This is a genomic window from Bacillus sp. FSL H7-0578 (assembly GCF_038630855.1).
Taxonomy (GTDB): domain Bacteria; phylum Bacillota; class Bacilli; order Bacillales; family Bacillaceae; genus Bacillus; species Bacillus safensis.
On sequence record NZ_CP152045.1, the window covers coordinates 2,855,865 to 2,878,569 of the forward strand.

The 22,705-nt window shown below is 43.1% G+C and carries 23 protein-coding genes and 1 pseudogene; 6 read left to right on the forward strand and 18 right to left on the reverse strand.

Annotation, left to right across the window (positions count from 1 at the left end):
* Window positions 1–15 precede the first annotated feature (15 nt).
* Window positions 16–246, reverse strand: a complete 231-nt coding sequence (locus tag MHB41_RS14775; protein ID WP_061110030.1) for a hypothetical protein — start codon at window positions 244–246, stop codon at window positions 16–18.
* A 100-nt stretch (window positions 247–346) separates the two neighbouring features.
* Window positions 347–676 carry a YuzD family protein gene (locus tag MHB41_RS14780; RefSeq protein WP_034282615.1) on the reverse strand — a complete coding sequence of 110 codons (330 nt, stop codon included), beginning with the start codon at window positions 674–676 and terminating at the stop codon, window positions 347–349.
* A 121-nt stretch (window positions 677–797) separates the two neighbouring features.
* Here MHB41_RS14780 and MHB41_RS14785 point away from each other — a divergent pair.
* Window positions 798–1,097, forward strand: a pseudogene (locus tag MHB41_RS14785) (NifU family protein).
* Between the two features lie 216 nt (window positions 1,098–1,313).
* On the opposite strand, the gene MHB41_RS14790 reads toward MHB41_RS14785, so the two are convergent.
* From MHB41_RS14790 to yutH, 6 genes are all read right to left on the reverse strand, one after another.
* Window positions 1,314–3,284: a S9 family peptidase gene (locus tag MHB41_RS14790; RefSeq protein WP_061110031.1), complete on the reverse strand. Its 1,971-nt coding sequence runs from the start codon at window positions 3,282–3,284 to the stop codon at window positions 1,314–1,316.
* 102 nt (window positions 3,285–3,386) lie between these two features.
* Window positions 3,387–4,319 carry a homoserine kinase gene (thrB, locus tag MHB41_RS14795; RefSeq protein ID WP_034282618.1) on the reverse strand — a complete coding sequence of 311 codons (933 nt, stop codon included), beginning with the start codon at window positions 4,317–4,319 and terminating at the stop codon, window positions 3,387–3,389.
* Window positions 4,316–5,377, reverse strand: coding sequence for a threonine synthase (gene thrC / locus MHB41_RS14800; RefSeq protein ID WP_034282619.1), 1,062 nt, complete (start codon window positions 5,375–5,377; stop codon window positions 4,316–4,318). Before thrC ends, thrB begins: the two co-directional genes overlap by 4 nt.
* Complete coding sequence (locus tag MHB41_RS14805) at window positions 5,374–6,678, reverse strand: homoserine dehydrogenase (protein ID WP_041115785.1); 1,305 nt, start codon at window positions 6,676–6,678, stop codon at window positions 5,374–5,376. The genes thrC and MHB41_RS14805 overlap by 4 nt, the downstream gene beginning before the upstream one ends.
* 223 nt (window positions 6,679–6,901) lie before the next feature.
* A complete protein-coding gene (locus MHB41_RS14810; RefSeq protein ID WP_340900024.1) occupies window positions 6,902–7,870 on the reverse strand; it encodes a D-glycerate dehydrogenase in 969 nt (322 codons plus the stop codon).
* Window positions 7,871–7,944: 74 nt separating this feature from the next.
* Complete coding sequence (gene yutH / locus MHB41_RS14815; protein ID WP_061110033.1) at window positions 7,945–8,967, reverse strand: spore coat putative kinase YutH; 1,023 nt, start codon at window positions 8,965–8,967, stop codon at window positions 7,945–7,947.
* Between the two features lie 132 nt (window positions 8,968–9,099).
* On the opposite strand from yutH, the gene MHB41_RS14820 reads away from it, so the two are divergent.
* Window positions 9,100–9,600 carry a phosphatidylglycerophosphatase A gene (locus tag MHB41_RS14820; RefSeq protein WP_025094161.1) on the forward strand — a complete coding sequence of 167 codons (501 nt, stop codon included), beginning with the start codon at window positions 9,100–9,102 and terminating at the stop codon, window positions 9,598–9,600.
* Between the two features lie 39 nt (window positions 9,601–9,639).
* Here MHB41_RS14820 and MHB41_RS14825 read toward each other — a convergent pair whose 3' ends face one another.
* Genes MHB41_RS14825 through MHB41_RS14835 form a run of 3 tightly spaced genes read right to left on the reverse strand, consistent with a single transcriptional unit; the run spans window position 9,640 to window position 11,161 of the window.
* Window positions 9,640–10,413, reverse strand: coding sequence for a TIGR01457 family HAD-type hydrolase (locus MHB41_RS14825; protein ID WP_087978090.1), 774 nt, complete (start codon window positions 10,411–10,413; stop codon window positions 9,640–9,642).
* An 18-nt stretch (window positions 10,414–10,431) separates the two neighbouring features.
* Window positions 10,432–10,866, reverse strand: a complete 435-nt coding sequence (locus MHB41_RS14830) for a DUF86 domain-containing protein (protein ID WP_034282630.1) — start codon at window positions 10,864–10,866, stop codon at window positions 10,432–10,434.
* 19 nt (window positions 10,867–10,885) lie between these two features.
* Entirely contained in the window at window positions 10,886–11,161 is a 276-nt protein-coding gene (locus tag MHB41_RS14835) for a YutD family protein (RefSeq protein ID WP_024423368.1), read from the reverse strand.
* Between the two features lie 120 nt (window positions 11,162–11,281).
* Between MHB41_RS14835 and MHB41_RS14840 the strand changes: the two genes are divergently transcribed.
* Window positions 11,282–11,917: a YhcN/YlaJ family sporulation lipoprotein gene (locus MHB41_RS14840; RefSeq protein ID WP_024425978.1), complete on the forward strand. Its 636-nt coding sequence runs from the start codon at window positions 11,282–11,284 to the stop codon at window positions 11,915–11,917.
* A gap of 39 nt (window positions 11,918–11,956) precedes the next feature.
* Here the strand turns inward: MHB41_RS14840 and lipA are convergent, their stop codons facing one another.
* Entirely contained in the window at window positions 11,957–12,853 is an 897-nt protein-coding gene (gene lipA / locus MHB41_RS14845; RefSeq protein WP_008360456.1) for a lipoyl synthase, read from the reverse strand.
* A 326-nt stretch (window positions 12,854–13,179) separates the two neighbouring features.
* Between lipA and MHB41_RS14850 the strand changes: the two genes are divergently transcribed.
* Window positions 13,180–14,124, forward strand: a complete 945-nt coding sequence (locus tag MHB41_RS14850; protein ID WP_340900288.1) for a M23 family metallopeptidase — start codon at window positions 13,180–13,182, stop codon at window positions 14,122–14,124.
* A 26-nt stretch (window positions 14,125–14,150) separates the two neighbouring features.
* Here MHB41_RS14850 and yunB read toward each other — a convergent pair whose 3' ends face one another.
* From yunB to MHB41_RS14870, 4 genes are all read right to left on the reverse strand, one after another.
* Window positions 14,151–14,921 (reverse strand): sporulation protein YunB, encoded by a 771-nt coding sequence (gene yunB / locus MHB41_RS14855; RefSeq protein ID WP_080701219.1) that lies wholly within the window; start codon window positions 14,919–14,921, stop codon window positions 14,151–14,153.
* A 69-nt stretch (window positions 14,922–14,990) separates the two neighbouring features.
* Window positions 14,991–15,296: a DUF1805 domain-containing protein gene (locus MHB41_RS14860; protein WP_034282637.1), complete on the reverse strand. Its 306-nt coding sequence runs from the start codon at window positions 15,294–15,296 to the stop codon at window positions 14,991–14,993.
* A 67-nt stretch (window positions 15,297–15,363) separates the two neighbouring features.
* Window positions 15,364–16,737 (reverse strand): bifunctional UDP-sugar hydrolase/5'-nucleotidase, encoded by a 1,374-nt coding sequence (locus MHB41_RS14865; protein ID WP_061110035.1) that lies wholly within the window; start codon window positions 16,735–16,737, stop codon window positions 15,364–15,366.
* Window positions 16,738–16,803: 66 nt separating this feature from the next.
* Window positions 16,804–17,655 carry a DUF72 domain-containing protein gene (locus MHB41_RS14870; protein ID WP_034282640.1) on the reverse strand — a complete coding sequence of 284 codons (852 nt, stop codon included), beginning with the start codon at window positions 17,653–17,655 and terminating at the stop codon, window positions 16,804–16,806.
* 305 nt (window positions 17,656–17,960) lie between these two features.
* Here MHB41_RS14870 and MHB41_RS14875 point away from each other — a divergent pair, with 305 nt between their 5' ends.
* Both MHB41_RS14875 and MHB41_RS14880 read left to right on the forward strand, forming a co-directional pair.
* Window positions 17,961–19,130 carry a helix-turn-helix domain-containing protein gene (locus tag MHB41_RS14875; RefSeq protein ID WP_061110036.1) on the forward strand — a complete coding sequence of 390 codons (1,170 nt, stop codon included), beginning with the start codon at window positions 17,961–17,963 and terminating at the stop codon, window positions 19,128–19,130.
* A gap of 64 nt (window positions 19,131–19,194) precedes the next feature.
* On the forward strand, window positions 19,195–20,352 hold the full coding sequence (locus MHB41_RS14880; protein WP_061110037.1) for an oxalate decarboxylase family bicupin: 1,158 nt from the start codon (window positions 19,195–19,197) through the stop codon (window positions 20,350–20,352).
* 64 nt (window positions 20,353–20,416) lie between these two features.
* Here the strand turns inward: MHB41_RS14880 and MHB41_RS14885 are convergent, their stop codons facing one another.
* Together MHB41_RS14885 and MHB41_RS14890 are read right to left on the reverse strand one after the other, a co-directional pair.
* Window positions 20,417–21,145: an NPP1 family protein gene (locus MHB41_RS14885; protein ID WP_041115772.1), complete on the reverse strand. Its 729-nt coding sequence runs from the start codon at window positions 21,143–21,145 to the stop codon at window positions 20,417–20,419.
* A 280-nt stretch (window positions 21,146–21,425) separates the two neighbouring features.
* The gene (locus MHB41_RS14890; RefSeq protein WP_327828539.1) at window positions 21,426–22,625 is read right to left on the reverse strand and encodes an MFS transporter; all 1,200 of its coding nucleotides are present in this window, start codon (window positions 22,623–22,625) and stop codon (window positions 21,426–21,428) included.
* Window positions 22,626–22,705: the final 80 nt, after the last annotated feature.

The window sequence follows — 22,705 nt, forward strand, 5'->3', positions numbered from 1 at the left end:
TGAGGGAGCTTTTTTCTATGAAACAGCATGTGCCGATGAGTGGGTCCATTTGATCGGAGCAAGGGCAAGGATGCAGTCTTTACGAAAGGTTCTCATCGTCTTTTTCGATAAACAATATGCTTGGATGAGCTGATCCGTTTGACGGTGGACAATGATTTTTCTCTTTGTGCACTCTCCATTTTTCTTCAAATAAATCATCTCAATCGGTATTTGCTGATGAAGAGATTGTTTCAGTAAATAATTCATGATGCTCACGCTCCTTTCATTTCATTATAAACGAACAAACGTTCTTTTTCAACACAAAAGGGAACGTTTGTTCTATTTTCTTCCTCAAAAAAAGAACAGCTTATTCACTGCTCTCCTTGTACCCGTATTTCTCCATTTCTTGATAAATGTCTTTTAATTTTGGATTGCCCTCTCCAACGATTTGATCCTCTACTAAGACAAGCGGATAAAAGAATTCATCATCAAGAATTCGTTCAGACAATTCCTTTTGTTGTTCATTTTCTGGCGGGTGCTCAATATCAATATATGTGATGCGAAATGGCTGATTCGGATATTTTCGTTTTAATGCTGCATCTAACCATTCAAACGTATCTTTTGAAGAAGGCAGATTCACGCAGCTGGCGCACAGTACATCTCTTCCATAAACATAAAGATCGACGGTTTTGTTCATTTGACAAGCCCCCTATTCTTACTTCATTTTAGCTGAATTTTCTGGATGAAAAAAGCAAAAATCACTTTTTGTTTCAAGATGAGATTGTGCTATAATGAAAAGGAAACTTTGAAACCAATCAATAGATTTTTATCGTCCAGATGAATATAATGGTGATATGTTGTGAAAGGAGCGATTATATCTAATGACTGAAGTCGAAATGAAAGACCAAGTACAGGAAGTACTGGACAAACTTCGTCCATTTCTATTACGTGATGGTGGAGACTGTGAGCTTGTAGACATTGAAGATGGCATTGTGAAATTACGTCTTCTTGGTGCATGCGGCAGCTGCCCAAGTTCAACCATTACATTGAAAGCCGGTATTGAGCGCGCATTATTAGAAGAAGTGCCTGGCGTTGTAGAAGTTGAACAGGTTTTCTAATTCATATATGACATGAAAACGACCCGATTTGGGTCGTTTTTTTCATGATTGACAAAGGCTTTAGCCCTTTGTCTTCTTTTCAGCGTGATATGAAAACCCTTGAAGTCTAGGAAGGACGAGTACTGGTGCGGAGCGAATTTTCTATTCGTGAGCTCCAGCACGCAGGACTGACACCGAATGCGAGGGTTTGTCAGCACGCTGAAGGGTCGTTTTTTATTAGGCTAGCTTTTCTCTAAACCATTCCTTTATAAAAGTCAGTCTTTGAATACGCTGCCCCGGGTGGCCGCTTCTGGATAAATCATGAGATGCCTTCGGGAATTTGACCAATCTTGTGTCTTTCCCAAGCTCCTTCAAGGCCACAAAAAGCTGCTCTGCTTGATCAACTGGACAGCGATAATCTTCATCACTGTGCAAGATGAGCAGCGGCGTGTTCATCTGCTTCACATATTTTAGCGGCGAACGATCCCATAGCTTATCGACGGAATCATAAATATCCCCATCAATCTGCCACCTTGTAAAGAAATAACCAATATCACTGATACCGTAAAAGCTAATCCAGTTTGAAATGGAGCGCTGTGTGACCGCTGCGCGAAAGCGGTCGGTCTGACCGACAATCCAGTTGGTCATAAAACCGCCATAGCTGCCGCCTGTCACGCCAAGCCTTGTTTCATCAAGGAAATCATAGGCTTTGAGCACATGATCAACAGCCTGCATGACATCGTCATAATCAACGTCACCATAGCTTCCTCTCACGCGATCGGTAAACATCTGTCCATACCCATGACTGCCGTGCGGATTGATATACACGATGGCATAGCCTTCAGAAGCGAGCATTTGAAATTCATGAAAATACGTATGACCATACATCGCATGCGGTCCGCCATGAACCTCTAGAATGAGCGGATATTTCTCCCCCTCTTCCATCTTGGAAGGCTTCATAAACCAGCCATGCACCTCGTCGCCATCTTTTGACTGAAAAGAAAATGGTTCAGGTTCCGATACGACATGCTCCTTTAGAAAATCATGATGCTCGAATGTGATTTGCTTTAGTTCTGTCTCCCCTAATGTCATCTCATACAGCTCACTTGGCGAAACAGGTGAAAGCCGGCTGAGCAGCAGTTTGGATTCATCTGGATGAAGGCTGAAATTGGTGATATGTTCCGCCTCTAGTCGAACAGGATAGGCTAAACCTTCAATAGAGAAATAATAAATCCCTGTACTGCCTTGATCAGAAACAAGCGCATAAAACCCTTGGCTGTCCTTTGTCCACTGCGGAAGCTGATAGACCTCTCCCATCACGCTATCTCCTGCCATACAGTTCCCAACATACATATCGAGCATTTCTGACAGTTGAACCGTCTTTTCTTCCTTCAGATCATACAGCCATAGTGATGGGAAGGTGGCATTTTGAAATTCGCGCTCATGTCCAATATACAAAAGACTCTCTCCATTTGGAGAAAAAGATACGGTGGAATAAGCGCCGTTTGCTTGTGTGATCTTTTTTGTCTGACCATCTTCTAATGACAGAAGACACACGTCACTTATGTAAGGTATCTGTGGATTTAATTGAATAAAGGCTAGCCATTTGCCGCAAGGAGAAATCGTATGATTCATATGATGAACCTGCTCGCTCGTGACAGGCTCTATCTCTCCTGAATCGATATCCACCTTCACGATCTGCGTGACACGCCCATCTAAAAAGCCTCTTCCATCTGCTTTATAGGTCAAATCATCATATACCGCTGGAGCAAAGTCACCTTGCTCTTCCTTTTTTTCATCATGAACAGATTCTGATTGTTTCAATGACACAGCCGCATAAAGAAAAGCACCATCTGGAGAAAAGACAGGATGAGATACTCCGTAAGGAATCATCGTTAAGGTTCGCACGCCGCCTCCTTCGCTCTTCATGAGCGCCAGCTGAGGGACTTCCTTTGGCTTTTGTAAAATAAAAGCAAGCTGCCTGCCGTCTTTTGACCAAACTGGCTGATGATGCTTTCCATCCTCAAATGTCCATTGTGCCAGCTCCTCTGTCTCTTCATCTCGAACCCATAAATGGATATTGTAATCGTCCTTTTTCTCATTCACAGTGACTTTTGTAAAGACTGCCTTTTTTCCATCTGGTGAATAAACCGGATGGGAAACAGAAACAATCTTCGTTAAATCTTCTGCCGTCATCAATTTCTTCATGCACGTATCTCCCCCTTTTATGCTTAAAAAATAGTTCGATCCTCTAAATAATAATCCCTGCTTCTTCATATAAAAACAAGCATAAAAAAAGAACGTGCAGATTCACAGCACGTTCTTTACTTGATTAACAGGATAATGCTGCACGACAACACCTTCTACTGGCACCGTCAGCAAATCGACTTCGCAATGCGGGAAGTTTTGGGCAAGCTGCTCTTTCAGCGCTTCTCCCTTCCCTTTTTCCACTAAAGTGAGGATCGTCGGTCCAGCACCGCTCAAAGCCGTTCCATACGCTCCTTTGAGCGAAGCGACATGCTCTACCTTCGACAGCTCTGGCACAAGCATTGTGCGGTAAGGCTGATGAAATAAATCTTTATTCATCATTTCTCCAACAAGCGGCCAGTTTTGCGTCATTAAGGCGGCCACTAGGACGTTGCTCACAGCACTCGCACTGACGGCATGTTTATAGGAAAAATCCTCTGGCAGGACATCACGGGCATCCTTTGTCAGCACTTCATAAAAAGGAATTACCACGACGACATCTACATCCACATGCTGCACTTTCACGGCATGTGTTTTGTCTTCTTCATGGAGACCAATCAGTAAACCACCGAATAATGAGGCACCCGCATTATCTGGATGACCTTCTACCTCACTTGCATAAAAGAGCTTCTGATCATCTGTCATGTTTAATTCAAGAAGCTGATTGGCAAGTTCAATGGCGGCCACGATGGCAGCAGCACTGCTTCCAAGCCCCCGTGCCAATGGAATATCACTCCACACTTTGACATGAACAGGCGGGAGTGTTTTTCCAAAGTCATCTGCGACCTTTTTGGCTGTTTGGTAAATCAGGTTGTCGGTGCCTGATGGAATCCCAGACACGACATCTGTTTCTGCTTCAAACAGCCAGCTATCATGGTCAAAGACCGATAGCTTTAAATAGCGGCTGAGCGCCATTCCAACTGAATCAAAGCCTGGTCCTAAATTGGCAGTGCTTCCCGGTACTGTGATTGAAAAAAGCATGGAGGCTTCACTCATACGCGTGCGGCCTTTTCTAGGTGTTCAAGAATTTGATCTTCATCTGCATCGAGTGTGACCGGCTTGATTTGTGAAATATCGATAGCCGTATTTGGATCTTTCAGTCCGTTGCCTGTTAGTACCGCAACAACTTTACTGCCTGGCTTGATTTCTCCAGATTTCACCTGCTTTAGAACGCCCGCAATCGACGCACATGAGCCCGGCTCTGCAAACACACCTTCTTCACGTGCAATCAATTGATATGCATGAAGAATTTCTTCATCAGTCACTTCATCAATCTTTCCGTTTGATTCATCTGCGGCTGCCACAGCTTGTTTCCAGCTCGCTGGATTTCCGATACGGATAGCCGTTGCCACTGTTTCTGGCTGCTCAATCACTTCATTTCGAACGATTGCCGCTGCACCTTCTGCTTCAAAACCGCGCATGACAGGCAGTCCTGTTCCCTTTTTCTCATGATATTCCTTGAAGCCTTTCCAGTAGGCCGTGATGTTCCCGGCATTTCCAACAGGAATCGCCAGTACATCCGGGGCAGAGCCTAGCTGCTCACAGATTTCAAATGCCGCTGTCTTTTGTCCTTCAATTCTATAAGGGTTGACCGAGTTCACAAGGGCAATCGGCGCTTTTTCACAAATGCTGCGGACGATTTTCAGTGCATCATCAAAGTTGCCGTCAATGGCAATGATTTCTGCTCCGTACATGACGGCCTGTGCAAGCTTACCGAAGGCAATTTTCCCGTCTGGAATGATGACAATACATTTCATATCAGCACGGGCTGCATAAGCCGCTGCTGCTGCAGAGGTATTCCCTGTTGAGGCGCACATGATCGTATCATTGCCTTCTTCTTTCGCCTTTGCAACGGCCATGACCATTCCTCGATCCTTGAAAGAGCCTGTTGGATTGACGCCTTCTGTTTTCACATGAAGCTCAATCCCCAGCTTTTCTGAAAGCTTGGCGAGGTGGACCAGCGGTGTATTCCCTTCATTTAATGTTAGTTTAGGTGTAGATTCGTTTACTGGTAAGAATTCCTGAAATTCTTCAATGAGTCCATTCCATTTCATCGGCTTAAACCGTTCCCTTCTACTCGGTACGTGCTCTTCACTTGAACCACCACGTCGAGGTCGTTTAATTTTTGCAGGATATTTGAGAAATCTTCTTCTGAGGTCTGATGTGTAATAATCACAATTTCAGCCAGCTCATCATGTCCTTTCACAGGAAGCTGAAGGATCTTTTCAAAGCTGATGCCTCTTTCAGAAAAAATAGATGTAATGCGGGAGAATGCCCCGACTTGATCTCTAACATGAATTCTTAAAAATTGCTGAGCAAATATTTCTGATGAGGATTTGATCTTCTTCTCAAACTGCGGGGCGATAAATCCGCTTCCGTTCACGCCAAGGCGCATGTTTTTCATTACTGCGACTAAGTCTGATACAACAGCTGTTGCTGTCGGCAGACTTCCTGCTCCAGGACCGTAAAACATCGTTTCTCCTACAGCACTTCCGTAGACATACACCGCATTGAATTCATTGTTGACAGATGATAATGGATGATGATCAGGAAGTAAGGTTGGCTGAACGCTGACCTCTACTTTCTCTCCATCCCGCTGAGCAATTCCGATCAGCTTCATTGTATAGCCAAACCGCTTACTGAAATTAATATCCTCATCAGAGATATCAGAAATACCTTTCACCTTTACATCCTCTAAATCTACATTCATGGAAAAGCCGAGCCTTGCAAGAATCGCCATTTTCCTTGCTGCATCCAGTCCTTCTACATCAGCTGTCGGATCTGCTTCTGCAAAGCCTAAATCCTGTGCTTCTTTTAAGACGTCCTCATATGCGCTTTTATCGACATTCATTTTCGTTAAAATAAAATTCGTTGTACCGTTCACAATCCCCATCATCTTCGTGATTCGGTCAGAGGCCAGCCCTTCCTCCAGCGTACGCAGAATCGGAATTCCTCCGGCGACACTTGCTTCATAATAAAGATCACAGCCATTTTCTTTCGCTACATGTAAAAGCTCCGTACCGTAAAGCGCCATTAAATCTTTATTGGCTGTAATGACATGCTTCTTCTCATTCAACGCATCTATTAAATATTGTTTTGTCTCTTCAATGCCGCCCATCACTTCAATGATGACGTCGACCTCTGGATCTCTAATCACATCGTATACTTCAGTTGTGAAGACCTCTCTTGCGACATCCACATCTCTTTTTTTATCGGGATTGCTCACAAGCACTTTTTGTATTAATACCGGACAGCCGATTTGGTGCATTAATTTATCCTGATGGTCTTGGATAATTTTTACGACACCGCTTCCCACTGTTCCTAATCCTAATAGCCCAACTCGAATTGCCTTCACCTGAAATTCCACCTTTCTACGTAAATGTCCTCTCTAAAAAGACATTTGTTAACCTTACACAGACATTCAATGTACACACATTATAAAGGGGTATCCTCATTTTGACAAGGTAATAAAATACGAGATTGTCATAATGAAACCGCTTAACAGCTATTTATATCAAGATTCTATATTTTCAAAATATATTTGTCAGAAAAGCTCCCGAACACCGGGAAGCCTTATATTATGAACGAACCGGCGTTTTGGCTGGCTCGCCTTGTAAGACAAGCGCAATATTTTCAGCACATAAACGCATCATTGTTTTTCTTGTTTCGACACTAGCACTTCCAATATGAGGAAGGACTGTGACGTTAGGTAATGTCGTTAACGGATGAGACGGGCTGACAGGTTCCTGTCTAAATACATCCAGACCAGCGCCGGCAATTTTTCCTTTTGTGACAGCCTCGTATAAAGCATCCTCATCCACAGTCTGTCCTCTTGATACGTTAATGAAATAAGCAGAGTTCTTCATCAGATCAAATGCTTTTTCATTAAACATGTCTTTCGTTTCCGGGGTTAACGGCGTCAGACAGACGATGAAATCAGACTGCTTGAGAAGTTCCTCAAAAGCCGCATAGGTCACGCCAAGCTGCGCTTCTGCTTCGGGTTTTCTGGAACGATTATGATAAAGGACATTCATATTAAAGCCTTTGGCCCGCTTGGCAAGTGCTGTTCCAATGCTGCCCATTCCAACAATCCCGAGCGTTTTGTGATGAACATCAGCACCGGCAAGAAGAAGCGGCCCCCAGCCTGTCCAGTTTCCATCCTTAATCCAATCACTCGCCTCGACAATGCGTCTAGCTGACGCCATCAGAAGAGCAAAGGCTAAATCCGCCGTCGATTCTGTTAAGACGTCTGGTGTATGACATACGGTGATTCCGTGCTTTTTGGCTGCTTCAAGATCAATATTGTCATAGCCAACAGCAAGGTTTGCAACCACCTTGATATTCGGAGCCTTTGATAAAAGCGGCTCATCTATTTGATCTGACAGCATGGTGAGAAGCGCATCCGCTTTAGCAGCTTGTGTTTCTAACTCTTCTCTTGGACACGGCTCATCCTCGCTTTGCCACATCTCAACATGAGCGACTTCTTTTAATGGTGTAAGTGATGCTTCATCCAGCTTTCTTGTGATATAGACATAAGGTTTTGGCAAGAAGAACACTCCTTTAATTGATTTCTTTAAGCATAACGAAAAACGCCTCAAGAGAAAAGAGACGTTTCGTCTGTTCACTGAAACTTCAAATCAGCTGCAGGCTGAATCCAGCCAACAGCCGGAATGGGGCTCCCGCCGCTTCGCATGGCACTCATTTCTTGAAAGACCTTTAGAAAGTATTCATAGCGATTGGCATCATTTAAGACGTAATCTAACCGCTCTTCATAGTATGACTTTTCATTTTCTCCCGACATATAGTAGCCTTCCACAATTTCAAAGTAATGAAGCGGGAACAGCAGGCGGCTGTATAACAAACGCTTTGAAAAGGAGGAAAGAGGTGTCACCTCCTCATATTGCTGAAGAAAGGAAAAGCCTTCTTCAATTAAATCCTCCTTATGCTGTACAAAGGTCTCTCTTAAGTATTCGGCAATATCACGGGTTGGATGATCAAAGACCCAATCCACAGGTAAACGCAGCGGCTGCTCATGCGGCCATGTCATACGTGAAAAGCGCTGATGACAGACAGTGCCTGAGTCACCTTCTTTCGGTTCATCATCAAGCTCAGTATCGACTAAATATTGAATGGCATTCTCCGTTAATCCAAGATAATACGGAAACGATTCAATGAATTTTTGTTCAAACCGTTCCAGCGGTTTTTGATGCATTTGCTGCAACCAAAAGCCTTCGAGCTGATCTAATCGTTTTGCCCATAATTCCTTCCAGGCACCGACACGTTTTGTTTCGGATACTTCATATGGAAAGCCTCTTCCCCTGACATGAAAGGCTGCCAGCTCTGACGCTTGCTGAAACGAGCGGCTTGAGATCGGTGGCGCCGCTTTTAATAAAGCGTACTGCTCCTTTCCATGAGTAAAGGTGGGCTTCTCTTCATTTGTTAATTCAAACACAGCGACGTATGGGTCTCCAGCATTCAGTAAATACTGACTGATATGATACAACTCTGAGAGTTCTTCTTCTCGCAAATGAGACACAGGAACAATGAGGAAGAGAGCCTCCGCCGTTTGAAAGCTCTGATAACTGCCATATGGCGTAAATTGACGAACATCAATACCAAATGTGTGATAAATGGTTTCTTTCATGTTTTCACCTGCGTTCCTATGATCAATCTCTTATCATATCGTAGTCGCAGGTTGAGGGATTTATGAATACTATTTACTATCCGAAGCTTTTTACACGTTGTGGACAAATTACGAGGATTGGGTGAGGAATACATGCCGCATCATCATGAGATGAACGAAGTAGAAAAAACAGCAAGACGCCGTTTACAAGAACGAGGCGTAACCATTCAAGATATAGCAGACCTTGTCTACTTTTTACAGGAAAAATATCATCCTGGCTTAGACATGACAGAGTGCATCCACAATGTGGAGCGTGTCATCGCAAAACGTGAAGTCCAAAATGCGATATTAACGGGCGTTGAACTAGACGTACTCGCCGAACAAAAAAAGCTGACTGAGCCGCTTCAATCAATACTTGAAACGGACGAAAGCCTGTATGGCGTTGATGAAATTTTATCCTTTGCTATCGTCAATATTTATGGTTCAATCGGCTTTACAAATTACGGATATATCGATAAAGAAAAACCGGGTATTCTGGGGAAACTCAACGATAAATCCACAGGCGAATGCCACACCTTTTTAGATGACATTGTTGGCGCTATTGCTGCTGCCGCATCAAGCAGGTTGGCACATAGTGCAAGAAATGCGGAATAAAGAAAAAGAGGACGCGCGCATAACGCTTGTCCTCTTTTTTTATGATAATCGCTCGATCCACTCGGATAATGAATCAATGACATAGGTTGGCTGCTTTTCATACTTCTGAAGCAGCTCTTTTGTTGTCACACCTGTATGGACGAGTAATGTGTCCATTCCTGCATTCATTCCTGCCATAATATCCGTATCATAGTTATCACCCACCATGAGCGTCTCAGACACATCTGTCCCAAGCACACGCATCGCTTGTTCCATAATAATGGATTCCGGCTTTCCGATAAATGTTGGCTGAACCGTTGTCGTCACGGTCAGTACGGATGTTAACGAGCCGTTCCCTGGCAAAAGCCCTCTTTCTGTTGGAATAGCTATATCTCCATTTGTTGAGACAAATTGTGCGCCTTGACGAATGGCAATCGCACCTACTGCTAATTTTTCATATGTAATGCCTCGATCAATTCCAACAACAACGAAATCTGCGTCTTCCTGACCAAACGTCAGCCCCTTTTCTTCAATGGCCTGCTTGATTCCTTCTTCACCGATCACGTAAACTGACGCATCTTTCTTTTGTTCAGCAATATAATTGGCCGTCGCCATACTTGTTGTAAACACTTGTTCTTCTGTTGCTGGAATATCAAATGAAACGAGTTTTTCCGCTACCTGCTTTGGCGTACGTGATGAGTTATTCGTGACAAACAAGTAAGGGATGTTCAACTCATTTAACTTTTGAACAAATTGACCTGCTTCCTCGATCTTTTCTGTTCCTTTATACATGGTCCCGTCTAAATCAATTAAATAGCCTTTGTATTTCATGATGCTCACAACTCCAATGGTTTATTTAAACGCTGATACTGGGCCAAGCTCCTGTTCCAAGTAGGTACGGATGCGGCTTGGAAAGACCTCTAGCGCCTGCTCTACTTCGCTGATCACCTGCAATAAGTCATGATGAACCACTTCCTGATATTGCTGCACAAGTGTTTTGCGGGATGAGACAAGCTTTTTCAGCTGACTTCCTTCCACTTCTGGTACAACCTTTTCATCAACAAGTATATCCATGATGTCATCATAGCTTCCTGGGTCACGCATAATAAAGCCATCAATCATGTCATTTCCAGTATCAAGAATACATTCGACGAGCAAATGAACAATTCGTTCCAGCGCTTTTTTCTCAAGAGGACTTGTCCATGTTTGATGACTCTGCATCAATCCATATTGCTCCTCGAAAAAACGTAATGTCTCTTCAATCTTTTTTCTGTCTACGAAATACATTATGACGCTCCCCTTTGCGTTATTTTCTGATTCGCTTTAAGACAAAATAGGCACAGCCAAAATTACAGTATTCATAAATGTATTCATCGAGTGTGCTGATTTTAGTATCAAATGTGGCCTTTTGGTTTTGGTCATCAAAGAACCCTTTCAGCCTGAGCTGATTATAGCCCCAGTCCCCCACAATATAATCATACTTATTTAAAATATCTGAGTACCTTGCTTTAAACGCTTCTTCATTAAAGCCGTCTTTGATATCTCTTACAAGATCAAAGGTAGCATTCTGAACGACGATCATCTTCTCACCTCTTTTTAAACGATCCATCTTTAATGATAATTCATTGGAAGAACTCCATCAATTGCTAAAGCATGTTTTTTCCGATTTAGACGAAGCTAAAGGAAAAAGGAGGTCACATTTATGAAGAAACAACTGACAGCCGCGATTCTCCTCAGCATGCTTTTAGGCGGGTGCGGCTTTCAATCAGGTATGAACCGGCAAGTGGATGAAGATTCTTCAAGTAAAACCATCCGTCTGTCGGATCGTCATGAAGGAAATAATTCCAACATGCCAGAAGCAGATACAAACAGAGCAGGATATGTTCGTTATCAGCGCCAGCAAGTAACGGATCAAAAAGAAAGAACCCCTGCTTTAAATCGTGAGCATCTTGCCCACGTGATTACAAGTTTAACGGTGCAGCTGCCAAACATCAAAGATGCAGCCACACTTGTGACAGATGAGGATGCACTCATCGTGTATCGAACAGGAAACAAAAACCGTGATGAATCTGCCGATCAAGTAAAGAAAACGGCGGTTTCTGTTCTCCCTCGTTATTATCATGTATACGTCTCTGATAATCCAGAGCACTTTCAATCCATTGCCAATTTTTCACGTCTTCAAACCAATTCACGTGATTTTGACCAAATTTTAACCAAAACGATTCAGCAAATGAAGTATTCCCCTCAAGGCGGGAACATATCAAATCAAGAAGATGCAAATGGGATGACGAATTCCGACCGTACGATGAGAAGAAACGCCCCTTACGGCCAAAATTAATACGAGAAAAAACGCCAGAGAGCTCTGGCGTTTTCTTTGTTATGCTTGCGCCTGACGTTTTTTAGACGCTTCGTTTACTTGTTCATCTGCATGGTAGGAAGAGCGCACAAGCGGCCCAGCTTCACAGTGGCTAAAACCTTTTGACATCGCAATTTCCTTCAGCTCTGCAAACTCATCCGGATGGTAGTATTTTTGAACTTTCAAATGCTTTTTCGAAGGCTGTAAATACTGGCCAATCGCCATAATATCCACGTTATTGGCAAGAAGATCATCCATGACTTCAATGATTTCTTCCTTCGTTTCACCAAGTCCAATCATAATGCTTGATTTTGTTGGAATGTCTGGCTGCATTTCTTTTGCACGACGCAAGAATTCTAATGAACGATCATATGTAGCACGCGCACGAACTCTTGGCGTTAATCTGCGAACTGTTTCAATGTTGTGATTTAAAATGTCAGGACGAGTGTCCATTAATGTCTTCAAGTTATCATAATTACCGCCCATGTCTGAAGGGAGAACTTCAATGGTCGTGAATGGGCTTTTTCTTCTAATCGCACGAACGGTTTCAGCGAACACACCTGCTCCGCCATCCTTTTGATCATCCCTTGCAACCGCTGTTATGACAGCGTGCTTTAAATTCATTAAGGCTACTGAATCTGCCACGCGTTCTGGCTCTTGCAGGTCAAGCTCAGTCGGAAGTCCAGTTTTCACCGCACAGAAACGGCATGCGCGCGTACAAACAGATCCAAGGATCATAAATGTAGCGGTTCTTCTCACTGCCCAGCATTCATGAATATTCGGACATTTTGCTTCCTCACAAACGGTATGCAGGTTGTTTTCCCGCATCATTTTCTTTAAACCGGTATAGTTTTCATTCGTATTCAGCTTAATTTTAAGCCAGTCCGGTTTTCTTACGTGCTCTTCCTTCTTTGCCAATTCCATCATCTCCATATGAATTCGTTAAAGGTGCATCTACAAAAATCTTCCTGCTATATACGATGGATGCAGCCAAGAAGCTGCAAAAAATTGAATCTTCGGCCTAAAGCCTTTTCTTTAGACACTTTAACATAGTACAGATTGAACAACAAGGGAATGAGCTGCAAAAATACCCAAAAGCCTCCTAAAAAAACAGAAGAAAATTACTAACATTTTCTTCTTATGAAATAGAGTGATCTAACCACACTAAACGGTAGAAGACAATGCTCGATGAAAGGAGATGGACGTTTGTGAAAGTGGTTTTAGCCATCATGATTGCTCTTTCAATGCTCCCTTTACCTGTTCATGCAAAAGGGACGGGCAAGCAGCCAGATGAATTGAAGCAAAGAATGGCCCTATATGAAAAAGTCTCCATCACAACACAGGTTCCATGGTATGTACTTGCTGCAGTTGATCAGTATGAACACAATATTCGAAAAAGCAGAAGAGATTTACCGAAACAAAAAGGCGTCATTGGCATCTACATTCCCCGGGAAATGTGGATTGGACCAGAAAACCCGAATAAACAGGATACCTCTCCTTTAAGCATTAAAGTGTTTGACGGAATTGGTCTTGATGGAAATGGGGATGGCAAAGCAAGCAGCGATGACGATGAGGATGTATTGTTCACGTTTGCTCAATACTTGCTTCACTACGGCAGCAGCATTGATCAATTAAAAATTGGCTTATGGGACTATTATGGACGTGATCAAACCGTTGGAATCATTTCATCTTTTATGAAGCTATATAAGCACTACGGCCATCTTGATCTTGGAAAGCATGCTTTTCCTCTTCCAGTTGGAGCTGACTACAGCTACCGAAGTACATGGGGAGATGCGAGAGGGTTTGGAGGCAGAAGAATTCACGAGGGAACCGATTTATTTGCCTATTATGGACTTCCCGTTCGTGCAACATCGTATGGCGTGATTGAAATGAAAGGCTGGAACCGTTTTGGCGGCTGGCGGATAGGCATTCGAGATATTCATAATCATTATCATTACTTCGCTCACTTAAATGGCTTTGCGAAAGGACTCAGGACAGGTCAAATTGTTGAACCTGGCCAGGTGATTGGGTCTGTCGGAAGCTCCGGTTACGGTCCTCCAGGCACTGCAGGAAAGTTTCCGCCGCATCTTCACTATGGCATGTACAAAGATAACGGCAGAACCGAATGGTCATTTGATCCATATCCTCATTTGAGGGCGTGGGAAAGAGCTGAACGGAAACGAAAATAAATAACAGCCCAATCATTGTTGGGCTGTTATTCCTTTTTCTCCTTTTTCTCTGGGAGAACAATTGATGGAGCACCTGAGTTTGTTCCGCTGCCATTATAATAATCTGGTACGTCTCCTTGAACGGCTTGTATGGAGACAGGAACAGAGTTTTTAACTACAATTGTTTCAGAAGCAAATGGGATAATGACTCTTACCTTGACCTCGATCAGAACACTAATATCAATCAAGGCATTGTTGATGCCATAAGGCTTAATGTTTTTTTCAACGTCCGTATGCGGATCACCAATCACACTAAAGCGCACAGGCACTTTTGGTCCGAGGTTGGCGATGAGTGCATTTCCGGATGCTTGCCCAAGCGGAATGTTATATATAATGCCGTCATGTCCATCTGTTTGATCCTTTAATGCTTCTTTTGCCTCTTTTTGAAAGTTCCCCTTTTCAATGTCCTCTAAATTTTTTTGAAGATGACGCGAGAGGTCAGCCATTGCTTTCGATGTTGCTTGCGCATTAAAATCGATGGTCGTCACTTTTCCGTTCTCACTTGTATTCATGACCACCATATCCTTCATATTCTCCTGATCATCTGCAAAGTCTTGCACTGAATATTGTATGAGGTGATTGGCGATGCGCTCTGTTTCTAGTTCAGCAATGTGAATAAGGGTAGGTTTAATGGATCGGTTGATAAAAAATAAACTAATTACGGTTGAGAGCACAAAGAATAAGATCGCAAGCAGCATGACGTAACGAAATGGCAAAGGGCCCTTCTTGTAGGGGCGATAACGGCGGTTCATTCTCAATAAAAAATCCCCCCTTCTCCATTACATGTGTATGCAGACAGGCGGGGGGATAGGAATCATCTCTCTATTTTATTTCACCATTTTTAATAATGCATCTCTTCCAATTGTTCCAGCTGAGATGCCCAGCGCTTCTGCGGCGTATGTCACAGATTCTAAAGGAGCATCGAGCAATTGCTCAATGGTTCTTACACCAACTGCTCTTCCTGCAATAATTCCTCTATCTGCAAGCTTTTCATTCAAGAGCCCGACATCCAGTGCACCGCACATAATATACCCATGTTCATTTGATACTGCCATAAAATTTGTCTTCGGCAGCTTGACGGTGACCGCTGTAAAGGAATGGCCATCAATTGTAATAGGTGTTAAATTCACCAAATCCCTTCACTCCTCTCATCACAATCTATGTGAAAAGAGGGCGCGTGTTGTTAGGCTGAAGCGGATTTCAAGTGGCTTCCTTCAAGCGCCATGTCAGAACATCACGTAAAAATTCAGGCATGAAATATTCAATGTGTTCGTGATCACGGATATGAGGAAAAAGAGAGCCTAATGTATACATATCGACTGTGCCAACTGTATAGGAGGCGTCTTTTTTGATCAATTGACCATGTACAAAGACATCCTTCACCCGTTTGGCATCGCCTTCTTCTAACGTATAGCTGAGTCCGCTATATAGCATTTTCCCCATTAGCTCACCTCTAAATCCGAAGCCTTTGATGCGCAGCTGTTCCATTTTTTCTTCACAGCCCCGTCGAACTGTTTCGATCAGCTGTTGACCGGTAAGCGTCACCCGAATGGGATTAATGGGATGCGGACATATCCGGTGGATTTCTTCTCTTGTGACGATCCCTGCCTCTAATGAATCAAGCACCATTCCTGCATTCATCATGCCAATATCTGCTCCGCACCAATCTTTAATGGCATCTGTTAAGAGCTGCGGAAGCGGAGATTCGTCGAACCACTTCGTTTCTAGCTTCGACTCAATCGTTGTCACTTTTTCCTGCATGAGTGCTTTTGCTCTTCTTTCTGCTTGCTGTAAGGTGGTGATGGCTTCATCTGATTCACTGATGAGCTGATCTACTGACTGTACTGTCGCTTTTTTCTCTATCAGCTCTTTACGCGCTGTATCGATCGTCAGCTCAACACAGCCAATATAATGCCCATACTTTTCAGCGCATGCAAGCAGCACACCATTGTCCATTTCACCTTGTTCTAACAGATGATGCGTGTGTGAGCCTAGGATGATGTCGATGTCAGGGAAATCACGGGCGACCTCTCGATCATGGATGATACCGAGATGGGATAAAAGCACAATGACATCTGCCTGTCCCTTCACTTCCTGCAGCATGTCCCGTATGCTGTCAAACGGATCAGTAATGTTCCAGCCCAGCTTTTCATATACAGGTGTATACGCAATGGTCACGCCTAAGAGACATATCTTCAGTCCGTTTTCCATTGTGATCATATGATAGGGCTTTGCCCATGATGGCCTTTTGCCTTTCTCAAATAAATTAGACAGGACCACTGGAAATTGTGCATTCTCATACAAGTGATCCAGCTGATCATGGGGCAGCGTAATGCCTTCATTATTCCCGATCGTGACTCCATCATAGCCAAGCTGATTGAGGAGCTTGACGTTTACCTTTCCATAATCCGCTTCGGATACGAGGTTCACTCGATCCATATGGTCGCCAATATCAAACAAGAGCATCTGATCGTGAACTTGACGCTTTTCTTCAATATAAGCTGCAATTTTTGGCCAGTTCTCAAAGTGGCTGTGCAAGTCGTTTGTATGATATAACCATAGCTTCTGCAGCATGTTGATCTCTCCCTCAAGTTGTCACTGACCGTCTCATTCAGGTTGAAAGCTTCAGTCAGCTCTCGGTTAACTAAATAAATCTAACTGCTTCGGAGACAGGTTTGAATAGGTGATATCCAGCAAATCAATCATCTGCTGGCCATTCGCCGCTGCATCTCCGCCAGAGTTATTGTTAAACACGACATAGACATCTTTCGATTGCTGATGCAGGATGTCGAGATTCTTTTTCCACTCTTTTAATTCAGCTTCATTATATAAATATAAGTATCTCACTTCACGCCAATTCTCATGGTCTGCCGGGTGAAGCCAGCCCTGTTTATTCCTCCCGTGAAATCGGACCAAGGTTTTATCACGGTGTGTAGCTTGTATGACTGGGGGAATGGAGCCTTCTCCGACTTGCGGTTCATCACAGACGGAATGAATCCATCCTTCCTTTTCCATAAAGGACAAAGTCTGCTCATAAAATTCCTCTGAAAACCATGTACGGTTTCGGAATTCGAGTGCACATGGAATATCGCCCATCTTCTCCTTACACCATCTTAAATAGTGAACGTGCTCTTTTTTGCAATCAAACCAAGGTGGAAATTGAAAGAGCACCATGGCCAGTTTCCCTTCACGAATGAGCGGAGTCAGCGAAAGAATAAATGCATCAAACATGTCCTCCTTCGAAGCAAACGGAATCTCGCCCCTTTGATGTCCAGTCATTCCTTGGTATGCTTTCACAACAAATTGAAAGTCATCTGGCGTATCCTTTATCCACTTTTCATGATTACGCTCAGGCTGAACCGCATAAAAGCTGGCATCCAGTTCCACAATCGGAAACGTTGATGCGTAGTGAAACAGCTTTTGCGCGCTGCCGATTCTCGGCGGATAAAGACTGTCATGATCTCCCCAGCCAGTTAATCCGATATAAATCATGTTTCTCACCTCTTGCCACTCTCATGTATAGACGGCTTCCTCACATCAAAGCCTTTATTCCTTGTGATACCCATATTTCTGAAAGAAATTCTTCTGTCTACAACATATCATATTTGCTCGTAATTCTGAATGAAGATGACTGGTGGCACGTGATTTTGTCCTGACGCTCTGTTTGTTTGTTATATGAATTGACAACTTTCTATCTAAAATGATTTTAGCTGATAACATAAAATGCATATCAGAGATGTTGACAGTGATTGTCCATTTTTTTATTCATCTTCACCAATAAAGGAGACCCAGTGGATATGAACATAGACGATAATCAGTTTGAAATTTTACAAAAATTGGCCAAAAAGATTCACAAGCCCATCTATTTGTTTAACCAGCATGGACGTATTCTCTATACCTCTTCCCCCATGATCACGAGCCCAGAATGGATGCACATTCTCCCCTTTTTCCAAAGCAGGACAACTCATTCTTTTTCAATGATACATGCAAAACAAACCTTTTCCATCTTTCCAATTGATCTAAACGAACAAACATGTGATTATCTGGTCATCCTCGCTTTCATTCACCCGCAGAATAAAACTTTGCATGGGATCATTGCAAAAGCAGTAAACGAAATGTCAATTGCACGTATGAGACAATATGCCGCCCTGCAAACGGCCAAGCGTGCTAGAAATGAGGGCTTTCGCAAATGGATAGAGAGGGCATCGTCTTCCCAGCAAGATCCCTTACATTTCGCTCAGGCATTTGGATTAAACGCCGAATACCGCTATCTATGTATGATCTGTCAGCTTGACGAGCGCAGTGATACCACATGTTTTATGAAGCAGCAAATGGTTTTAGATCAAATGGTTGATCTGCTCGAAAGTGCACTTCCAAGCTGCCCATTTCCTGCTTTTCTGTTTGTCAAAGGTGATATGGGTGTTGTATTGATGGAGGAGACTGGCAGTTGGCCAGAGGTTAGCGGCAGGCTCAGCTCTTTTTTAAAACAGTTGCAGATGCTTGTTAAACTGCAAGTGAATCATACTATTTCTTTTGGGGTGAGCTTGACGGGCTGCCTCATCTCCCATCTGTCTGAAGGCTACAATGAAGCATTAGAGGCTCTTCAAACAGGACATCTCTCATCGCGTACTGAATATATTCAATTTTATCAAGCGAAGGATGTGCCAGATTTACTAAGGCTCATTCCAAGAAAGGATATGATCACGTTTCACCAGCTGCACCTTCACCCGTTATCTGAACCATCACAAGTCGATCAAGCCCTTCTTCACACCTTATCTGTCTATTTAGAAACCCATTGCCACATTTCAGAAACAGCCAAACGATTGTCCATTCATCGCAACACGGTCATTTATCGCCTCGAGAAGTGTGAAGAATTGCTTCGAATCAGCTTAAAAGATTCTGACGCAACATTGCGGCTGCGCTTAGCATTCCGTATTCAAATGTTTCTCTCATCCCATCCTGATTGAATTTTTTCTTCTGAAACTTCATATAGTTTGGAGGAGAAAAATGAGACTCAAGGAGGGATGATAAATGGATGATGAGCTCCGTCACATCCCGCAGCCCATTCGAAAGGATGGCGCGGGTGCCACCGACTTAGGCCCGCGCGATGTCCTTCGAGATTTAGAGAACCCAGATATGCTCGTTCCCCCTAAAACCGATGCCGGAACAATCCCCAATTTAAAATTTTCATTTTCTGATACACACATGCATTTGAATCACGGCGGCTGGTCGAGGGAAATTACAAAGCGGGAGCTGCCGGTTTCAACAACGATTGCAGGTGTCAACATGCGGCTCACACGCGGAGGTGTTCGTGAGCTTCATTGGCATAAGCAGGCGGAATGGGCATATATGATTTTAGGCAAAGCCCGCATCACATCTGTAGATGCAGAAGGGCGAAATATGATGGCTGATATAGAAGAAGGCGATTTGTGGTATTTTCCACCTGGTATCCCGCACTCTATTCAAGGACTTGAGGATGGTTGTGAGTTCCTTCTTGTATTTGATGATGGCGATTTTTCTGAATTTGATACATTCACGATTACAGACTGGTTTGCCCATACACCGAAAGAGATTCTCTCCGCCAATTTTGGTGTTCCTAAGAAATTGTTTGACCATATTCCGAAAAAGCAGCGCTATATGTTTCAAGGCTCGCCGCCGTCATCCTTAGAAAGCCAAATGGTATCTGATCCATACGGCAGCATCAAGCCGCCATTTACGCACCAGCTTCTTCGTCAAAAACCGATAACGACCTCTGGCGGAACCGTCCGAATTGTCGATTCACGGAATTTCCCGATTTCAAAAACGATTGCAGCTGCACTTGTTGAAGTAAAACCTGGCGGCATGAGAGAAATGCACTGGCACCCTAATAATGATGAGTGGCAATACTATTTAACAGGTACAGCTAAAATGACGGTCTTTGGAGCAGGAGGTACTGCCCGCACCTTTAATTACAGAGCCGGTGATGTTGGATATGTTCCTTTTGGCATGGGGCATTACATCCAAAATATCGGCCAAACGAGCCTTTGGTTTTTAGAGATTTTTAAAAGTGACCGGTTTGCAGATATTTCGTTGAATCAGTGGATGGCCTTAACCCCGCCTCAATTAGTGAAAGAGCATTTACACGTAGATGAAGCGATGATTCGTGCGCTTCATAAAGAAAAATCACCTGTCGTGAAATATGAAAGATGATGCGATTTTGTTTATAAAAAAACCGATCATTTTTAGATGATCGGTTTTTAATCATGGTTAACCCTTATCGATACCACGCTTTTGCTAAATTGTTTTTAAAGTTACTATCTTTGAAAGGTACGTTTGCACTACCAAAGTCTGTTGTATTCAGTGCATGTCTTGCAGCCGGCGTTAGATCATCCCAGCCAATTAAAGGCTGCATTCCTTTTCCGCTCACATTGCCGCTTACATTCAACTCATGATTTAATGGCCAGTTGCTATCATAACCTACTAAAGGATTTGTCCCTAAAATACTTGCTGCACTCGGTGCTACTTTCTTATATTGTCCATGACCTGAGTAAGCAATTGATTGAACACGCGGATTGGCTACAGCTGGATTGTCAATCCAAACGACAATGGATTCCCAATCATGACGATGACCAAAGCCTGGTGAAGGATTATCTTTTGGGAAATACCAAGCATACATAATCGCCCAGCTGCCATTGTACCAATCTGAACGTGAATATACTTGACCGATATTACTGCTGCATCCACCATTATGTGAACCGCTCGTTTTTAACCCTCTGCTTGTGTTTCCAGCAGCATCTACAGCTGGGAATGGTACACATCCATGCCATACTTTCAAATAAGGCTGAAATTTTTTCGCCGCTTTTTGTGTAACAGTTGTTGGGTTGACTTCTCTAAAACCAACTACTTTGTCATGATCAATTTCTGCCGCATGAACTGCTGAAGGCACTGCTGTACTAAACATGGTGACGATAAAAAATATAATGGCAAAAATAAACTTCTTCATTTTCTATCCCCTTTTCTCTTGATTATCTCAGTTACCTCATGCTGTCGAGATTGATGTTACCATTGCGGAAAAAACCAATCAATCACTTTTTATATAAAATGTACAATTCAGTATTTTATTAACAAGTTTTTATCGATCCCAAAGACCTAAATATATGGATTCTCTCTTAGAAATATTGATAAACTCTACTATTCATTTAGATAAAATATAAAACATATACTATTTCTAATTGAAATTTTTCTAAATACATTTCATTCAATAAAAAAAGACTGTAGATCAACTACAATCTTCCTTGCGCTGCATGAGCATGCTGCACTTTTTTCCCCCACACGATGGATGCAGCGAAGCTTACGCAAAGCACCAGTGTTCCAAACATAAAAGGAAACTCAATATTCATATCAAATAATATACCCGCCAGACTCGGTCCGACGATATTGGCAAGACTCATAAAGGATGTATTGAGACCGCCTGCTACCCCTTGCTGATTGCCTGCCATCTTGGACAGCAATGTATTGAGGGCTGGACGGACGAATGACGTAGCCGATAAAAATAAAATCGAACCTGTAAAAATCAACCAAAAGGACGGCGCAAAACGGCAGGCGATCAGCATGAAAGCCGCACCTAACAGCGCATAACGCACGACTCTCATCTCCCCAAATCGTTTCACACAAACATTCACTAACGCACCCTGGACAAGCACCCCGGCAAGACCTGCAACCGTAATCACAAACGCAATATCTTTAGGTGAAAATCCGTGTTTTTGGTCTACATATAAGCCGAAAATCGATTCAAAATGAATGATTCCGAAATTGAGGACAAAGGCCAATATAAACAAAAAGCCGTACGATGTCCTTAGAGCCTCGATCATTTGTACAAAAGGATTGAAATGAATATCCTTGTTGAGCCGCGCCTCTTCCTGTTTTTCCTTTGTTAATGTTTCAGGTAAGAAGAGGATGGATAACAAAGTAGAAAGAGCAGCAAAGGAACCGGCAATCAGAAATGGAAATGCGATCCCGTACTCAACCAAATAGCCGCCTACGCCAGGCCCAATGACAAAACCTAGTGTCATCGCTGCACTGAATAGACCCATTCCTTTCCCTCGATCCTTTTCACTTGTGATATCAGCGATGTATGCAAACATGGCCGGCATAAGCAAAGCCCCGGCAGCACCGCCTAAAAACCGAGACACGAACAGCATCCAAAGCTGATCAGCAAAAGCAAAAATAAACTGAGCAATCGTAAAACCCGCAATCCCCGCAATGATCAATTTTCTTCGTCCAAATCGATCGGTCAGTGCCCCGGCAACCGGCGATAACGCAAATTGTGTAAAACCTGTTGCAGCGACAAGAAAACCGAGTGTTTTCCCTGTTGCACCAAAGGCTTCGATGTAACTCGGCATAACAGGTACAATGAGGCCAAAGCCAAGCATGGCAATAAAAATATTGAGCATCAAAATGTATAATCTGCCCATCTTCTTCATATAAAAACCTCTTTCTGCAAAATAAATGAAAATGATGACAAAAATGGTGAGAACTTCTCCAGTATAGCGATAACCTCATC

What these genes read in the sequence shown, in the direction of transcription:
- MHB41_RS14775 (WP_061110030.1), bottom strand. Translation starts at nt 246, where the DNA reads ATGAATTATTTACTGAAACAATCTCTTCATCAGCAAATACCGATTGAG.
- MHB41_RS14780 (WP_034282615.1), bottom strand. Translation starts at nt 676, where the DNA reads ATGAACAAAACCGTCGATCTTTATGTTTATGGAAGAGATGTACTGTGC.
- MHB41_RS14790 (WP_061110031.1), bottom strand. Translation starts at nt 3,284, where the DNA reads ATGAAGAAATTGATGACGGCAGAAGATTTAACGAAGATTGTTTCTGTT.
- thrB (WP_034282618.1), bottom strand. Translation starts at nt 4,319, where the DNA reads ATGAGTGAAGCCTCCATGCTTTTTTCAATCACAGTACCGGGAAGCACT.
- thrC (WP_034282619.1), bottom strand. Translation starts at nt 5,377, where the DNA reads ATGAAATGGAATGGACTCATTGAAGAATTTCAGGAATTCTTACCAGTA.
- yutH (WP_061110033.1), bottom strand. Translation starts at nt 8,967, where the DNA reads ATGAAAGAAACCATTTATCACACATTTGGTATTGATGTTCGTCAATTT.
- MHB41_RS14820 (WP_025094161.1), top strand. Translation starts at nt 9,100, where the DNA reads ATGCCGCATCATCATGAGATGAACGAAGTAGAAAAAACAGCAAGACGC.
- MHB41_RS14830 (WP_034282630.1), bottom strand. Translation starts at nt 10,866, where the DNA reads ATGTATTTCGTAGACAGAAAAAAGATTGAAGAGACATTACGTTTTTTC.
- MHB41_RS14835 (WP_024423368.1), bottom strand. Translation starts at nt 11,161, where the DNA reads ATGATCGTCGTTCAGAATGCTACCTTTGATCTTGTAAGAGATATCAAA.
- MHB41_RS14840 (WP_024425978.1), top strand. Translation starts at nt 11,282, where the DNA reads ATGAAGAAACAACTGACAGCCGCGATTCTCCTCAGCATGCTTTTAGGC.
- MHB41_RS14850 (WP_340900288.1), top strand. Translation starts at nt 13,180, where the DNA reads ATGCTCCCTTTACCTGTTCATGCAAAAGGGACGGGCAAGCAGCCAGAT.
- MHB41_RS14865 (WP_061110035.1), bottom strand. Translation starts at nt 16,737, where the DNA reads ATGCTGCAGAAGCTATGGTTATATCATACAAACGACTTGCACAGCCAC.
- MHB41_RS14870 (WP_034282640.1), bottom strand. Translation starts at nt 17,655, where the DNA reads ATGATTTATATCGGATTAACTGGCTGGGGAGATCATGACAGTCTTTAT.
- MHB41_RS14875 (WP_061110036.1), top strand. Translation starts at nt 17,961, where the DNA reads ATGAACATAGACGATAATCAGTTTGAAATTTTACAAAAATTGGCCAAA.
- MHB41_RS14880 (WP_061110037.1), top strand. Translation starts at nt 19,195, where the DNA reads ATGGATGATGAGCTCCGTCACATCCCGCAGCCCATTCGAAAGGATGGC.
- MHB41_RS14885 (WP_041115772.1), bottom strand. Translation starts at nt 21,145, where the DNA reads ATGAAGAAGTTTATTTTTGCCATTATATTTTTTATCGTCACCATGTTT.
- MHB41_RS14890 (WP_327828539.1), bottom strand. Translation starts at nt 22,625, where the DNA reads ATGAAGAAGATGGGCAGATTATACATTTTGATGCTCAATATTTTTATT.